Origin of the sequence: Arcicella rigui (assembly GCF_034929435.1) — a bacterium.
GTDB classification, from domain to species: domain Bacteria; phylum Bacteroidota; class Bacteroidia; order Cytophagales; family Spirosomataceae; genus Arcicella; species Arcicella rigui.
The window spans coordinates 139374-155849 of the sequence record NZ_JAYFUM010000007.1; the positions used below are offsets into that span (position 1 = coordinate 139374).

Annotated in this window: 11 protein-coding genes; 5 read left to right on the plus strand and 6 right to left on the minus strand. The window is 34.3% G+C overall.

What is annotated here, in order from left to right; translation table 11 throughout:
- Positions 1 to 950 precede the first annotated feature (950 nt).
- Positions 951 to 2768: an AAA family ATPase gene (locus tag VB248_RS06825; RefSeq protein ID WP_323296000.1), complete on the plus strand. Its 1818-nt coding sequence runs from the start codon at positions 951 to 953 to the stop codon at positions 2766 to 2768.
- Positions 2765 to 4027 (plus strand): hypothetical protein, encoded by a 1263-nt coding sequence (locus tag VB248_RS06830; RefSeq protein WP_323296001.1) that lies wholly within the window; start codon positions 2765 to 2767, stop codon positions 4025 to 4027. The genes VB248_RS06825 and VB248_RS06830 overlap by 4 nt, the downstream gene beginning before the upstream one ends.
- A 63-nt stretch (positions 4028 to 4090) precedes the next feature.
- On the opposite strand, the gene VB248_RS06835 is transcribed toward VB248_RS06830, so the two are convergent.
- Positions 4091 to 4555: a hypothetical protein gene (locus tag VB248_RS06835; protein WP_323296002.1), complete on the minus strand. Its 465-nt coding sequence runs from the start codon at positions 4553 to 4555 to the stop codon at positions 4091 to 4093.
- 350 nt (positions 4556 to 4905) lie between these two features.
- Between VB248_RS06835 and VB248_RS06840 the strand changes: the two genes are divergently transcribed.
- Positions 4906 to 7530, plus strand: coding sequence for a valine--tRNA ligase (locus tag VB248_RS06840; protein WP_323296003.1), 2625 nt, complete (start codon positions 4906 to 4908; stop codon positions 7528 to 7530).
- Positions 7531 to 7660: 130 nt separating this feature from the next.
- On the opposite strand, the gene VB248_RS06845 is transcribed toward VB248_RS06840, so the two are convergent.
- Positions 7661 to 8626 carry a hypothetical protein gene (locus VB248_RS06845; protein ID WP_323296004.1) on the minus strand — a complete coding sequence of 322 codons (966 nt, stop codon included), beginning with the start codon at positions 8624 to 8626 and terminating at the stop codon, positions 7661 to 7663.
- Positions 8627 to 8757: 131 nt separating this feature from the next.
- Between VB248_RS06845 and VB248_RS06850 the strand changes: the two genes are divergently transcribed.
- A complete protein-coding gene (locus VB248_RS06850) occupies positions 8758 to 9426 on the plus strand; it encodes a YggS family pyridoxal phosphate-dependent enzyme (protein ID WP_323296005.1) in 669 nt (222 codons plus the stop codon).
- Between the two features lie 105 nt (positions 9427 to 9531).
- Here VB248_RS06850 and VB248_RS06855 read toward each other — a convergent pair whose 3' ends face one another.
- Complete coding sequence (locus tag VB248_RS06855) at positions 9532 to 10143, minus strand: DUF4230 domain-containing protein (RefSeq protein WP_323296006.1); 612 nt, start codon at positions 10141 to 10143, stop codon at positions 9532 to 9534.
- A gap of 62 nt (positions 10144 to 10205) precedes the next feature.
- A complete protein-coding gene (locus tag VB248_RS06860; RefSeq protein ID WP_323296007.1) occupies positions 10206 to 12362 on the minus strand; it encodes a glycoside hydrolase family 36 protein in 2157 nt (718 codons plus the stop codon).
- 194 nt (positions 12363 to 12556) lie between these two features.
- On the opposite strand from VB248_RS06860, the gene VB248_RS06865 reads away from it, so the two are divergent.
- Positions 12557 to 13972: a TlpA family protein disulfide reductase gene (locus VB248_RS06865; protein ID WP_323296008.1), complete on the plus strand. Its 1416-nt coding sequence runs from the start codon at positions 12557 to 12559 to the stop codon at positions 13970 to 13972.
- 120 nt (positions 13973 to 14092) lie between these two features.
- Here VB248_RS06865 and VB248_RS06870 read toward each other — a convergent pair whose 3' ends face one another.
- Positions 14093 to 14527 carry a hypothetical protein gene (locus VB248_RS06870; protein ID WP_323296009.1) on the minus strand — a complete coding sequence of 145 codons (435 nt, stop codon included), beginning with the start codon at positions 14525 to 14527 and terminating at the stop codon, positions 14093 to 14095.
- A gap of 221 nt (positions 14528 to 14748) precedes the next feature.
- Positions 14749 to 16029, minus strand: a complete 1281-nt coding sequence (hemA, locus tag VB248_RS06875) for a glutamyl-tRNA reductase (RefSeq protein ID WP_323296010.1) — start codon at positions 16027 to 16029, stop codon at positions 14749 to 14751.
- Positions 16030 to 16476: the final 447 nt, after the last annotated feature.

Genomic DNA, 16476 nt, shown 5'->3' on the forward strand with positions numbered 1-16476 from the left:
CTTCTCCGAGCCTATCAATCCTTTCTTTTTACTGCACTAACCGAGCAAAAAGCCTCGTTGTCCTTGTTTTTAGTGAGCTTGATGCTTTTGGATGAATGCCTAAGAATCTTACTCATGGCATGACTATCCTATTTTCTAAGAAGTAGAAGAAAGATTTGTCAGTCATGCCATGAGTTTTGCCCAAACTCAACTCCATTAGGAGTGAAATATTGGTAGTAAAGAAGTGAATCCACTACCAACCAAGATATATTTTGTTCCTACGGAACTCAGTTGGTTTAAAGCTCCATCTTATTTCTACCGATATATAGTCCCTGATGGGACAGGTTTGGATAAGTTATTGCACAAACTCAACTCCGTTAGGAGTAGAATATTGGTAGTAAAGAAGTGAGTGCCCTTCAATCAATCGAGTTCCGTAGGAACGATATTTGGGTTGTACTATCCATCTTATTTCTACCGATATATAGTCCCTGACGGGACAGGCTTGGATGCGTTATTGCACAAACTCAACTCCGTTAGGAGTAGAATATTGGTAGTAAAGAAGTGAGTGCCCTTCAATCAATCGAGTTCCGTAGGAACGACATTTAGGTTGTACTATCCATCTTATTTCTACCGATATATAGTCCCTGACGGGACAGGTTTGGATGAGTTATTGTACAAACTTAACTCCGTTAGGAGTAAAATATTGGTAGTAAAGAAGTGAGTGCCCTTCAATCAATCGAGTTCCGTAGGAACGACATTTGGGTTGTACTATCCATCTTATTTCTACCGATATATAGTCCCTGACGGGACAGGTTTTGAGAGAGCCGATTGAGTGTGAAATATTTAAATGAATGCTTGTGATGTTGAAGGTATTTACCGTTTGATAAAAATAGAATCAACAGATAGGATATTGATTTGATAAAAGTTATGTTTGAGATGCCAATAAAAGACTCAAATAAACCCTATCAAAAATGGAAATTTTATACCTCTGGATTAAAAGCTACAAAGGCATTTCAGATCTTGGAATTAACCTAAGTAATCAATACACATTTAACTTTGAAGAAACAACAAAAACGCTTACTGCTACTGAAAATAGTGATTATGAGAAGAATTTTTGGGGTAAAAAAATTACTAATCTAACTGCAATTGTTGGTAGAAATGGAGTTGGGAAAAGTTCTATTTTATCATTAATATATGAGATTTCTGATGCTGGAAGAGACTTCGAAGATACCATTATCGTATATTTTGGACAGAATGGAGTTAATGTTTTTTCAAATATCAATGAAATTACGATTTCCCTTTCCTTTGATTACAAACAAGAGTTTGATTTATATAGAGTTAAATTAAACAACCCCATTTTTCTTAGCACTCATTTCGACCCAACATCTATTAACTCTTTTGATTTTTCGAAAATGGAATTGGCGGGGCAGAAAAACCTATCAACCCAATTTTTATTATCAAGAAACCTTGAGGATAAATCAAGCCCTTCACCAAGTAATCAATCATTTGAAAAACATTTTAACTCATTTGCATTCGAAGAGATTAGTAGAATTGTAAATTTAATTTCGATTGTTCACAAAAAGAATAATCTATACAGGATTAAATCTGTTAGTATTCCTAAATATTTGACTTTAAGACTAATTTATAATTCAGACCCAGAACTTCCAGAAATATTAAAAGCTGAAAGTGTTTTAGTGCGTTCAACTCCTAAAGACGAGTTTGAACGATTTATTCATAGTTATGTGAAATTGTCTATAAGAAATATTTATCAAACAAAGAGATTTGTTTTTCAGAATGAACTTTATGGAGATGTAATGAATGCTTATAATTTAATAATTGATAGGATTGTTAAATTGAAAGAAATATCAAATGAATCTACATTTATTGAAGAAATAATAGGGTTACTTTCATCTTTAGTACATTCTTCGTACCAGAGTATTAGAAATTATTTTACCTCAATACAAACTTGTGTCTCTCTCTTATTAAAATTAAAAGAATTAGCTCATGTAAATGGAAATAATATTGCTTGGGCAATATCAGATGAAAGTATAAAAGATTTACAAGCACTAATTCAAACCTATCAAAATAGTGAAATGACCTTGAACTTTTCTTTTTTCCATTTTAGTCATCAAGCTTTGGGAGATGGTACTTTAAGTGCTGGAGAATATCTTTTATTAACTTTATGGGGCAGGCTTAATTCAGTTGTACAAGACATAAATAAGGAAGGAGTAGTTTTATTATTAGATGAAATAGATTTAGGTCTTCATCCCCAATGGCAAAAAGAGTTTATAAATAATTTAATTGATTTTATTGATAGTCAATTCTCTACACATACAAGACCTTACATTCAAATCCTATTAACCTCTCACTCTCCTTTTATTTTATCTGATATTCCTAAACATTGTGTCATACTTTTAGACAAGAATGAAACTAACGCATTAGAAATAAAAAAGTTAGCAAAAAGCCATAATACTTTTGGTACAAATATTCATGAGTTATTTACAGATTCTTTTTTTCTCCAAGATGGATTGATGGGTGAGTTTTCGAGGAAAAAAATAAACAAACTCATCAAGGATATTAATGATGAAAAGGAAAGTATTTCTTTCTCAACTTTCAAAGAAAAGTATCAAAAGAAGATTAATATTATTGGAGAGCCTTTTTTAAGGAAAAAGATTACGGAATTGATTATTTCAAAATCAAAGAATGATACACAAATCATAGATTCAATCATTGAAGATAGAGAAAGTGAAATTGAAAAATTAAGACGTTTAAAAGAAGGAAACAAATGATAAAGATTGAGCATCCAGAACTTGATAAAATTGCAGAAGAGTACTTTGACTTTATAAAAGAAACCATTACAGATCGTGCTAAAATATTTAAGATGATATTAGAGCAAATACTCAATCAGAGGGATAACTTGGATGAGTTAGCAAAAAAAAACTGGGGGACAATTAAAAGCTTTACAAAATTACTATTTAAAAATAAAATAAATTTACTTAAAGCGGATGAGCTGAATGGTGAAAAAGAACGAAGACAAGAATTAGAAAATAAATTAAAACAAGGGAAAAAAAAAGATTGGGTAAATGATGATGTTCTACAGTTGTGTCAATCTCTATCAAATGAGGATAAAGTCAAGCGTATTATTTTGGCAAGTGCTTCTGATAAAGATGTAAATTGTTTTGTGATTGAGGTTAATAATTCATTTAATCTCACTAAAGATAAAGATAATCCCACTAAAGATAAAGAGAGTCATTTGTTAATTAATAAAATAATAGATTATGATATTTTAAAAAATACTGTGCCAAATGAAAAAACAGAGAAACTAATTGCTTATTGGTTAACAGAACGATTAAATGTAAATACTTGCCCATATTGTAATCGTTCTCCAATTCAAACTGTTTTTGATAATTCAGCGAATCAGAAAGGTTTAATTAGACCCACTTTAGACCATTTTTATCCCAAAGCTAAGTATCCTTTTTTAGCTTTGAGTTTTTATAATTTAATACCATCTTGTTACTTCTGTAATTCAAGTTTAAAAGGTGGCGAAAAGGATGAAGATAAGGATAAAGATAATGAAGGTAAAAAGAATAAGGTAATAATTACTCCTAAAACACACTTAAACCCATATATTGATGGCTTCGGAGATGATGCTAAATTTAGTTTTGAATTCACTGAAGTTCAGTCTCAAAAAAGTCATCCCGATAATTATAAAATTATTTTAGATTCTAATAAACAAAAACAAGTAGATAAAGAAAAGCAAAGGCAGATATTTGGTGATAATCCAAATGAAGGAAATGTAAACATTTTCAAGCTTGAAAAAATATACCAAGTTCACAGAGATTTAGTAGGGGAGTTGGTTGTAAAAGCAGAGGTGTTTAAGGCTCAACAAGAAAATATTAGACAATTTTATCAAGCTTTAAGTACTAATGACTCTGAATTGTATCAATTTTATTTTGGGAATTATCTTGATGAAAAAGACCATAATAAAAGACCTTTAGCAAAGCTTACAAAAGATATAGTGACAGAAATAATTCCTAACCATTTTTAGCCGTTTGCAAACTCGACATACTGAAATACACGGTCAGGCATTTTGCCTGACCGTGTTGTTTTACTAAGGTTTTTTAGGTTTGTTACCACCCACAAATCGTTTAGATAAATCATCGTAGATTTCTTTTGCTCCGGGTTGTTTGGCGTTTGCACAAAACTTAACGTTTTTGTAATAAGCTAAGGCTGCCATGTAGGCTTCTGAACCTGAAAGCATAAAGATGTCTTCGACGGCTTTTGCAATTTGTAGCGTACTGGTTAAAAGAGGTTTAATCAGTTTGTAGCCTGCTAAATCTATTTCAGCATCTGCTGTATCAATAAAGTAAGGCTTAAACTGTGGGGCAGATGCCATATAAGCTATGGCTTTTTCGGTAAAAGGTAAGTTGCCATCTGCCATTTTGGGCATATCATGTCTTTCCTCAGCACTTAGTACAATGCTTTTGGGGACAATAATCTGCAAAATAGCGTTGAGATGTTGGGTGAGCTGAGTTTGTTCAGCTTCGGTCAGGGAGAAAGCGATGCGATTTTCCATGATACGAGGAGGTTTAAGTAGAAATATTAAAAATAATTAAAGAGTTCTACTCAGGGCATGAGAAAAGTTTAGAACAATGCCTTTTCTCAGACAGGGGTAGAAGCTATTTAATGATTTAAAAATAATTAATTTTCTGTAAAGTGCTGAATATTATTTATTTAACGGTGATATTTTTTTGATTTTCAAGTTTAGAATAAGAGTAAATCTGCTCTGTTGGCTTTTGATGTTTGAAAAATCTCCCCACAACTATTCCAATATCTCTTTTCATTCCATTAATTCCTTTCCTTCAAAATCCGTATCTTTGCAACAAATTTCGTCAGGACTGAAAACTGACCCACAATTCTTATAAAATGATTTCAAAAACATACGCTCCACAAGACATTGAAGCCAAATGGTATCAATATTGGCTCGAAAATAAATTCTTTGCTTCAAAACCAAATCCAGACAAAGAACCTTACTCTATCGTAATTCCTCCGCCAAACGTAACGGGTGTACTCCACATGGGTCACATGTTGAACAATACTATTCAAGATGTATTGATTCGTAAGGCAAGAATGGAAGGTAAAGAGGCTTGTTGGGTGCCGGGTACTGACCATGCGTCTATCGCAACGGAAGCAAAAGTGGTGGCGATGTTGAAAGAAAGAGGCATCGAGAAAAAGGATTTGACTCGTGACGAATTCTTGGCTTATGCGATGGAATGGAAAGACAAGTATGGCGGGATTATTCTGGAACAATTGAAAAAGCTGGGTGCTTCTTGCGATTGGGACAGAACTCGTTTTACCATGGAACCTTCTTTGTACCAAGCCGTAATTGATACTTTCGTTCGTTTGTACGAAAAAGGTAAAATTTACCGTGGTGTAAGAATGGTAAACTGGGATCCACAAGGGAAAACGGCTTTATCAGACGAAGAAGTAATCGACAAAGATATTCAAGCGAAGCTTTATTATATTACTTATAATGTTGTTGGGGAAGAAGGAAGTTTAACGATTGCTACTTCTCGTCCTGAAACGATTATGGCGGACTCTGCTGTTTGTATTAACCCGAACGACGAACGTTATACACATCTTCATGGCAAAACTGTAACGATTCCATTGTTAGGTCGTGAAATTCCTGTGATTTTGGACGAGTACGTAACGATGGACTTCGGAACGGGCTGTTTGAAAGTAACGCCTGCCCATGATTTGAATGACTATGAATTAGGTTTAAAACATAAATTGCCAGTAATAGACATCTTAGACGATGCAGGTTTCTTGAACGAAAAAGCGGTATTGTATGTAGGGCAAGACCGTTTTGCGGCTCGTAGAAATATCGTGAAAGATTTAGAAGAAGCAGGACATTTAGTAAAGGTAGAAGAGTACAAATCTATCGTTAAAACATCTGAGCGTACTGGTGCGGTTATCGAGCCGAAATTATCTTTACAGTGGTTCTTGGAAATGAAAGAGATTTCTCAGCCTGCTTTAGAGAACGTAATGAATGACAACATCAAATTGTATCCACCAAAATTCAAGAATATGTACTCTTCTTGGATGGAAAATGTGAGAGATTGGTGTATTTCAAGACAATTGTGGTGGGGACAGCAAATTCCTGCTTATTACTTGCAAGACGGAACGGTTATCGTAGCCAGAAGTAAGCGTGAGGCTTTGCACAAAGCTCAACATGAATTACAATTATTTGCTTTAACAGAAGAAGACTTAACCCAAGACCCAGACGTTTTGGATACTTGGTTCTCGTCGTGGTTATGGCCAATTTCTGTTTTTGATGGTATCGAAAATCCTGATAACGAAGACATTAAATATTATTATCCAACCAACGATTTAGTAACTGCTCCAGAAATTTTATTCTTCTGGGTAGCTCGTATGATTATCGCTGGTTATGAATGGAGAGGCGAATTACCTTTCAGAAATGTATATTTAACAGGTATCGTTCGTGATAAATTAGGCAGAAAAATGTCTAAATCATTAGGAAACTCGCCAGACCCATTAGATTTGATTGCGAAGTACGGTGCAGACGGCGTGCGTACTGGTATGCTTTTCAGTTCGCCAGCAGGAAACGACTTGATGTTTGACGAGAAATTGGTTGAACAAGGACGTAATTTCTGTAACAAAGTATGGAATGCTTATCGTTTGGTAGAAGGTTGGACAACGACTGATACTCCACAAAAGCAAGAAAATGAATTGTCGGTAAAATGGTTTGAATCACGTTTGAGCCAGACGATTAATGAAGTACAAGAACACTTTGTGAAGTTCCGTATTTCAGATGCATTGTTGTCGATTTACAATTTGATTTGGGATGATTTCTGTGGCAAGTACTTAGAAATGATTAAGCCAGCTTACGAACAACCAATCGACAAAGCGACTTTTGAAGCAACGATTTCTATCTTTGAAAAATTGATGTGTTTGGCTCATCCATATATGCCATTCATTACCGAAGAAATTTGGCAGGCAATCAGCGAACGTGGAGCAAATGAAAGTATTTGTAGAGCTGAATATCCATTGGCAGGCGAAGTAAATGCTACTTTGTTAGCGGACTTTGATGCAATGTTTACCGTTGTAACAAAAATCCGTGAGATACGTAATGCTAAACAAATATCTCCGAAAACAGCTTTGCCTTTGTCTATCAAAACAGAAGAAAAAGCTCGTTATCAAACTTTAGAAGGCATTATTCAAAAATTAGCCAATACTGAAACGATTGAATATGTAAGTGATAAAGTGGCGAATGCTATTTCATTTGTAGTAAAAGCGGATGAATTTTTCATCAATCTTGCAGGTGAAATTGACGTAGAAGCAGAATTAGCCAATGCCAAAAAAGAGTTAGAGTATAACTTAGGATTCAAGAAATCGACAGAAGCGAAATTAGCCAACGAACGTTTTGTAGCCAATGCCAAACCAGAATTAGTAGCCAGAGAACGCCAGAAACTGGCAGATGCAGAAGCTAAAATTAAAGCTTTGGAAGAAATGATTGCGAGTTTGAAGTAGCTATAAGCTGTGAGTTATGAGCCATGAGCTTTAATATCAATAAAAAAAGACTTTGGATTTCTCCAGAGTCTTTTTTTATTGATAATGACTAAAATCTAAAATCTCAAAGCTGATAGCTCACAGCTCATATCTATTTTACTTCAAACGAACCTTCGCCAATTTTAAAGCCCTCAGAATATAATTCGATAATATGTTTACCTTCTTTGTAGGCTTGTCCACGGCTGTACACAAATTCAACGGATTGATGCGTGTTGTCGTAAACAATTTTTTGTTTAGCCGTGTAAGTAATCTCTTTATTTTTGAAAGTAAAATTGCCAGAACCAGTACTCATATCAGCTACGGTAGCTCCAGAAGGGTCGATAATTCTTAAATAAATAGTTTTAGCTTCACGAGTTGTCAGTTGGTTTTCTTGCAAATAGAAAAGTATTCTTACTTTATCCACTTTCTTAGATTTATACACACCGCCATCACTTTCTTTTCCTTTCGGAGAAATAGCATACACATTAATACTCTCAGCACGCAAGGCTGATGCCAAACTTACTTTTTCGGATAATTCTCGGTTGCGTTCTGCTAATTCCTTCTGACGCACGGTGTAATTTACCGACGAGTCACTCAAAGCTTTTTTAGCATAAGAAATATCTTCTAACAAAGCCTGTGCTTCTTTGCTCAAAGAATCATTCATTGCCGTGAGAATACCGTTTTCTTTTCTGAGCCTCAATAATTCATTATCTTTTTCGCCCAGTAAAGCCAAATACTTTTTGATTTTCGACTCATATTTTTTCATCGAAAAATCTTCTGTTTTCTGTAAAGCTAATTTGTCTTTTTGTAATTGTTTTTTAGCACGAATTAGCTCCTCAACACTTCCTCCCAATCGCTTGATTTCTACAATTTTTTGATTCAATTGGATTTCAATAGAATCTAATTTTGTGTTGGCTTGCAATAAATCCTTTGCTTGGGCGATACTCAATTCCTCATTTGCATGATTATGTTGGCGTTCTCGAAAATACAAAAATCCCAATGCTGCTACTAAAAAAATCAAAACAGCAACGGCAATTTTAAGCTTATTTTCACTTTGTCTATTTGGATTATGCTCCATTGGCTGGTATTTGATAATTTATGTTTATTATTAAATCAAACGTTAGAAGATTACTTTAATTTTGCAAAACTAAGTGATTGAGCTTGATAACACAAAATTAGAGGAACTTAAAGTCACTTTTTCGGAAATTTATGAATATAGGACAAAATTTAGATACAATCAATCAGCAATTAAGGGGCACTTCTGCCAAATTAATCGCTGTAACCAAAACAAAACCCATTGCGGATTTGCAAGAAGCGTATAATGCTGGTTGCAAAACTTTTGGGGAAAACAAAGTACAAGAAATGGTGGAAAAATGGGAAATTCTTCCCAAAGATATTCAATGGCATTTGATTGGACATCTACAAACCAACAAAGTAAAGTATATGGCGAGTTTCGTAGCCATGATTCACTCGGTGGATTCTTTGAAACTTTTGCAAGAAATCAACAAACAAGCTGCAAAAAACGAAAGAGTGATTGATTGTTTGTTACAAATTTACATTGCTCAAGAAGATACAAAATTTGGTTTGTCGCCCGAAGAAGCTGAAGAATTATTAGATACTAATACTTTCAAGAATTTGAACAATATCAAGATTGTAGGCTTAATGGGAATGGCAACCAATACCGACGACCAAGAGCAAATCAGATTGGAGTTTAGAAGTTTGAAAACCTTTTTTGAAAAACTAAAAGCGGAAAGAAGCGAAACCCATAATTTTCAGTTAAAAGAAATTTCAATGGGAATGTCTGGTGACTTTCTGATTGCAGCCGAAGAAGGTTCTACTTTGGTAAGAGTAGGTTCAGCTATTTTTGGACACCGATAATTTTTGAGTGATGGGTTTTGAGTGTGGAATGAGGAGTTGTGTCAGAACGCTATTCTTCATAAATGCAAAATAATTGCAAGGCAATTAAACCTGCCTTGCAATTACTTATTTCAATTCTCGTTTTGTATCCTTCATTTGAAACTTTAACACTACTTTTTTCTTAGATACTTCTTCCAGAAAAGGTTTCAAAATCTGTTCTGCCGATACTTTGGTTTGTTCTAAAATACCGATTGACAAAGCTGATTGCTGTACTTGTATTTCCGCTTTTTTGAATGCTTCATCAATCAATTGAGCTTCGTCTAAAAAAGCATATTCAGTATTATACACTCTTGATTTTGAATGGTCTATTTTAAAACTACAAATTTCAGGGTCGGGGAGATGTACCACCAAAATACTGTCTTCTTCACTAATATCGCCAAGTCGAATTTTGGTTAAATCAATACAACCCGTTGCTTCGCCCGTCACAATCAACAAAGCTTTGGCATCGGGCAATACTTGTTTTTTGATGCTACTTTCTACCACATCTCTGAAATTGTATTTCACCAATTCCAGTTTTCCCATTGAAGTAATTTTTTCTAATACCACATTGTGCGATACTTCGGGTTCAGCTTCTAAAAAAGGATTTTTAAACGTTCTGAATTTTTCCCAAGCCCAAAGTGCAAAGAGTATCACCAAAACCAAAGGAATTAGGCGAATGATTTTACGAAGTATATTCACGTATTTGAATGTTTTGTATTACTCTAAAAACAAAAGTTTGGGGAAATAATTCGTTTCTACCATCACTTCTGTCCAATCACTTCAAAAAGCTCTCCGCTATATTTTTCATCAAGCCTTACTTTAAAGCCTATGGTTGCTAATTGTTTTCCCGTCATTTGGCAAATGATTCTACCAGAAATCGCTTCTTTGATGATGTACTTTTTATCGTTTTGTAGATACTTAACGAATACTTTTCTTTCGTTTTCTAAGCTACCATGTTTGAAAACGCCAATAATGCCTCCCGATTTTGTATCTGTATTGATACGTTGGAAACCATCCCATAAACCTTCTTTGGGTTCATCAAAACCCGCTAAGTCTTGTCGGAAAGCCATAATTTGGTACTTGTTTTCCATAGATTGCAACCAATCGGCATAGATTCTATACTTGTTGAAATCTTTTGTGACCAATTTTCTTGGGTCACCAAGCATGATGGGTAAAGCTCCAGCTAAAGATTTGATGTGCATTTCCCAACCTTCATCTTGCATCGCAGGATTTCCAATCACCAAAGCCGTAGCTGGAATAGCAGGCGAACGCCACCAAGCCATATTGCGTACTCTTAAATCTACGTTTTCGTGCGGTGGCCCCGAAAAGTTTGAAAGCCAATTGCCTTCTGCGTGTTTCAGCATGGCGTAGTCTATCAATTGTAAACCTCCCATTGTTTCAAAAGTACAGTCGATAAAAAGGTTGGGTTTGGCTGCGTGCAACTCATCGAACAGTTTCCAAACGGCTTCATAATTCACATAAAAAGATGCTTGTTGGTCTTTATGACTGGGATGATTTGTAGCAAAACAGCCTGCATTTTTACTTCCAAATTTATAAGGACTTGTCACAACCGTAAAGTCGAGTTTCATGTATTCCAAACCGTACTCCAAAGCCATTTTCATCAATACTTTTTTAATATATTCGCTCCAACCTGTACTAAAACAAGCCGTTACCATCGTAGAATCTTCCCAGTGAAGATTGTAAGGTTGTTGTTTTTCGTCTAAAACAAACCATTCTGGATGTTCACGATACACTTTACTTTCGGTGGAAGCACTTCCTACACTTACCCACAAACCGGGTTTCATTCCCAATGATTTGATGTAGTCGAAAACAGGTTTTAGTCCGTTCGGAAATTTCTTTTTGTCGATGGTCCAATCGCCATAATTATCACTCCAACCATCATCAATAATAAATTCTTTCATGCCAGCTTCGGCGGCAGATTTCGCCAATTCCATGACTAATTTTTCATTGATATTTTTATTGAAAGGCTCCCAAGTATTATAAACAAAAGTAGGTTTTTGTACCAATTCAAACAGTCGAATCCCTAAATGTTTACGTGTAAAATCGGCTACGCTTGTATTCAGTACTTCATCGGGGTCTTTTTGTTGATTATACACAATGGTAAATACTTGTGGCGTTTCAAAACTCTCGCCTTCTTGAAGGTACTTTCTGAACGGATAACGTGCGTCTTTATGGGTAAGTCCGCTACAAATACTGGGTTCTTGCCAAAAAGCAGAAGTATGTTTAATAATCCCAGAGGCTTCGTTGCCAATTACCAAACCTTGCTGCCAATCGCTGTTGTGAATCGTCAGCAAAGCGTCTTGCATATTGCCATCATAAGGCCCGATAGAACGCCTTCTTCCGTAATCATGACAAATCCAACTATAAGTAGTAGCATAATAATTGGGTACTTTAAATTTTTCTACATCCACAGATTCTACCCTGACCGTCTTTTCTGATAAATTTTTTATCAACAAGTTTTTACGAATTACAGGCAAGTGAGGATAAAGTAAGTACTTGATTGTAAGTTCAATTTGCTGGTCTTGGCTGATAATTTTTACCGCTACGCCTTCGCCTTGTTTGGCATCTGTAATAGTTTGGATATTGACTAATTGCCAAGATTCTTCACCAGAATATACTTTTCCATTTATCTCAAATTGAAATTCTGGACTGCACTTTTCAAAATAGTTGAAATCGCCTGTAACTGGTTTGTACAGAGTAGTACCAATTTTGCCCGATGAAGTATTCGGAAGACTAATTACTCTTTGAACCAAACCATTGTTAAGTATTAATTCATCTTTTGTCCATTTGGCAAATCCATGTTGAGCATTCGCTTGATTCAGAATAAAAACACTGAATACAATGAGGTTGATAAAAATATTTTTTATGATGCTGGAGAGGTACTTACTGAAATTCATTTTCTGATTATTTGGTTTGTTGAATGCCTTCTTAAACTAAAAGTAACAGAAGTAAAAATATAACTAAAGGTTGTAATCTAAGCACAATAAATCAAGGCAATTCATCATTTACAAATTAGCCTTTTACATGGAATATTGATAAATCGTCATGCTTTAGCAATAAATTTTTTACACATTTAAAACTCAAAATCTATATGAAAAACAACTTACTGTACCTCTGTTTTTTCCTATTCCTTTCTTTCGCTACCAAAGCTCAAAGGTCTGTTGTTACTACGAAAGATACTTCTCTCATCATGCACATGAATTATTATGATGATTTATTAGAAAATGTAGGTTCTGTACGTAAAATATTGCCGAATAAAGGAGGGGAAAAGTATGTTTTTAATCATCATTTCCCAACTTTTATTTATCCTTGGGGCAGAGAAAGAAAAGCAAATCCAATACTAATTTTCCCAAATGATAGTATTGAGCTTGAAAAATCTAAAGAAGGATATATTACTTGTACTTTTCCACAGGATTCTTTAAGAAATGCTCTTGCCAATTTTGATAGACAATATGGCTCTGAGATTCAAGTGTCAGGCTATTCTATTCAAAATATGTCAAAAAGCGAGCATCTTGTTGTTATTCATGATATTAAAGCGAAAATGAATCGTTTGCTTTCTACCATTTTTACCTATCATCCTTCCGTAGATAGTTCTTTGTTGCGTAGCACTGTTCAGGAAGTAAAAAGTATTGCTTTGTCTTCGGTTTTAATACCTTTTGTAAGTGGCAGTACAGATTGGCGGAAGTTTCCACAATGGTATGTCGATTCGGTAAAGTTATTTAAGGAAGAAATCTTTGGAGCAGACACGCTCATCAAAGGAGCAGAGTACCGTCGTGCTTTATTTTATTATAATCAATTTCTTTGTCGAGATTCGCTTAATGGTTCTAAAGACTTTTATGTTCAGTTTAACTCAGCCATGCTGAATTTCAAAGGCGAGCATCGAGACTTTTTGATGGCTTATTTGTTGAATAAATACAAAATTGAGAACCTGCCAGATTTTTATGATTACGTGGGCATTTTCTATGCGAATTGTCAAAACGAAACTTTTTTAAAGTATGTCAAAGATAAAATTGATGATACAAATTTTACTTTTCCTGAGTTTATGTTGACACAAAAACTCATTCATGAAAATGGACAAACGACTACTTGGAAAGATTTATTAGCACAAAATAAAGGCAAACTGATATACTTTGATTTTTATGCCAGCTGGTGTCCGCCTTGCATATTCTTGACACCTTATGTAAAAGAACACGCTAAAGCGTTGAAAGACAAACCTATCGTATTTATTTCGATAAGTTCGGATAAATCTATAAAAGTGTGGAAAAAAGCTTTGGCAAAATACAAATTGTCGGGCGATGGAATACAAGCTTATTGGTTAGGGAATAAAACAAAGTTTCAGAATTTTCTATATACCAGAAGAGAGAATGAAAAAACATCTTTGTCGATACCGAAATACATGATTTTTGACCACAAAGGAAATTTCATTACTTCAAATGCCCTGCAACCGCATTTTAAAACATCCAGAAAACAAATAGAGATTTTCTTGAAAGATGTTCCAACGGAATAGAGAAGCGAATTTATAAGGTCAGCAAAATGCGTAAAACAAAAAGGAAACTGTATTTTATATACAATTTCCTTTTTAGAAAAATAGACTATTTTTGGCTAAAATCTGTGAATATTTATTTTATCATTGGCTAATCTCTATTTTTGTAAGCTCAAATAAATCTCCACAGTTTGCCTCATTGAGCCTTGGAGGAGTTCTGATATCACCACTAAATTGCACTTTTAATCCATTTTTTTTAAAGCAAGAAGGTAAATTTATAGGTGTTAAACTACCTAATTTTGCTCCTGAGTTTGGTATCAAACAATAAGCAATACCTTTCTCCTCTTCATAAACTTGTCCTTGAATATTTTCAATATGTTGTTTTATAGGCATTATTAAAGAATCCCTACTGTCATTACATTTTGTCCAGATATTATACTCTGTATTAATAATACAGTAAGTCCAATCTACCTTTTCTAAAACAACATTGTTACATATATATTCAGGTTCTTCAAGTGTCTTTTTGCAAGCCAAAAAACAGCATGAGAAGAAAAATATCAGATAGGATAGCTTTTTCATAATGATTGATGTTTTCAAGATAGATTCTATTCATTCATCTAAAAATATAAAACTTTTAGCTTTCTGAATCAATACTTTGAAAATATTCTATGATATTAAGTAGTGTATAATCTAAAAGTGAAAAGAAGATGCTTTTACAGTTATGCCAGCGTTTAGGATTCTTTTAAAAACAAAAAACCTACGAAATGATTCGCAGGTTTTTGAAAGACTTTTCTTATTTATTAATGACTATATCCAGAAGGATTTTCTTGTTTTTCTAGATCAAATAATTCAGTAAGTACGTCCACCAATTGGTCGGCATCGCCACGTTTACAAGCGGCTTTCAACTGAATTACGGGTAATTTCATAATTTTCTGAACAATTCCCATCGTGATTTTCTCTACTTTTTCAGATTCTTCTGGTGAAAGATTCTTCAAATGACGAGCCATCTCTTCTTTACGAATTTGCTCAAGAGCATTTTTCAATTTATTAATCGTTGGAGAAACTACCATTTCTTTCGACCAATCATCAAAACCTACAATCGCTTCGGCAATGATTCTTTCTACGTGTGGAATAGACGCCAAACGAGTTTTCAAAGCTTCGTCGGCACGTTCACGAAGGCTGTCAATATTATAAACCAATGCTCCCGGAATGTCTTCAACGTTGTCTTCAACACTTCTTGGAACAGATAAATCAATGAAATATTTGAAAGTAAGAATTCCGATTTTTTCAATCAAAGCTTTTGTAACAATTGGTTTATCAATCATTACTGATGAAATAATTACATCGGCTCTTTTTACTTCTCTTTCTAAATTCGCTAAATCTGCTACTCTGAAATTGCGACCAGCAGCAATTTTTTCAGCTTTTGCACGAGTACGGTTCATTACCGTAATTTCGGCAAATTCTTGGTCGGCCATGTTTTTGCAAACATCAATACCGATTTCACCTAAACCTAAAATTAATACTTTTGGATTTTTGATGTTGCGAGTTACTTCTTCCGTCAGAGCAACGGCTGCATAAGAGGTAGAAGCGGCACCGTCACGGAAAGAAGTTTCCTGAGCTACACGTTTGTTGGCAAAGAAAATCGTGTGCATCAAACGGTGAAGAAAAGGCCCAGCCATGTTTAAATCGGCTGCAATTTGGTAAGCTTGTTTTACTTGATTTGGAATTTGTAAATCGCCAACAACTTTTGAATGTAAACCCGTAGCTACTTCAAAAAGGTGTTGTACTGCTTCGGCTTGCGTATTCATTTGCTCGAAATAATCCACATACATTTCTGTATTCGTGATTCCTTTGTCGATTAATAATACTTTAATTAATTCGGCAGTATGATTTTGTTTAGCTACATAATATACTTCTGTACGATTGCAAGTAGATACCACAAGGATTTCTTGAATGCCAAATAAATCTTTGATTTTCAAAGAAAAATTCTTGATTTCATCCTCATTAAGAGCAACTTGTTCACGCACCGCTAAGGGAGCAGATTTATATGATAAACTAAATGCTTTGAAAATATTTTTCATAACTCCTTACAATTCCTGTTCGCTTACAAAAAAGTTTGTAATCTTTCTTCTTGAGCTAAAAATTTAAATTATTTGTAATATGCTGGGTGTCGAATTTTACAAAAAATTTAAGTATGCAAAATTACAACACGAATGATTATGATTGCCTCTAATATTGGCTAATTATTTATACTTCACATCAATTTAGAATACGTATAAATAACAGAGCTTTTTTTCTTTGATACTTCTTGAAAATGTACAATTTTATTGTGCATTTAGGGTTCTCTGAATTTGGCTCTAAGGTATTAGAGATTTCAAACTTAAAAACTGACTTTTATCAATTTCATAGCTAAACATTGTTAGCGTTGTTGGCGTAGATGAACTTTAAAATCAAATTTACGACAAATATATTTATCATAAAAATTGATATTTTGTATTTGATTATAATGAAAAACTATAACAAGGGTG

What these genes read in the sequence shown, in the direction of transcription:
- VB248_RS06825 (WP_323296000.1), top strand. Translation starts at nt 951, where the DNA reads ATGGAAATTTTATACCTCTGGATTAAAAGCTACAAAGGCATTTCAGAT.
- VB248_RS06830 (WP_323296001.1), top strand. Translation starts at nt 2,765, where the DNA reads ATGATAAAGATTGAGCATCCAGAACTTGATAAAATTGCAGAAGAGTAC.
- VB248_RS06835 (WP_323296002.1), bottom strand. Translation starts at nt 4,555, where the DNA reads ATGGAAAATCGCATCGCTTTCTCCCTGACCGAAGCTGAACAAACTCAG.
- VB248_RS06840 (WP_323296003.1), top strand. Translation starts at nt 4,906, where the DNA reads ATGATTTCAAAAACATACGCTCCACAAGACATTGAAGCCAAATGGTAT.
- VB248_RS06845 (WP_323296004.1), bottom strand. Translation starts at nt 8,626, where the DNA reads ATGGAGCATAATCCAAATAGACAAAGTGAAAATAAGCTTAAAATTGCC.
- VB248_RS06850 (WP_323296005.1), top strand. Translation starts at nt 8,758, where the DNA reads ATGAATATAGGACAAAATTTAGATACAATCAATCAGCAATTAAGGGGC.
- VB248_RS06860 (WP_323296007.1), bottom strand. Translation starts at nt 12,362, where the DNA reads ATGAATTTCAGTAAGTACCTCTCCAGCATCATAAAAAATATTTTTATC.
- VB248_RS06865 (WP_323296008.1), top strand. Translation starts at nt 12,557, where the DNA reads ATGAAAAACAACTTACTGTACCTCTGTTTTTTCCTATTCCTTTCTTTC.
- VB248_RS06870 (WP_323296009.1), bottom strand. Translation starts at nt 14,527, where the DNA reads ATGAAAAAGCTATCCTATCTGATATTTTTCTTCTCATGCTGTTTTTTG.
- hemA (WP_323296010.1), bottom strand. Translation starts at nt 16,029, where the DNA reads ATGAAAAATATTTTCAAAGCATTTAGTTTATCATATAAATCTGCTCCC.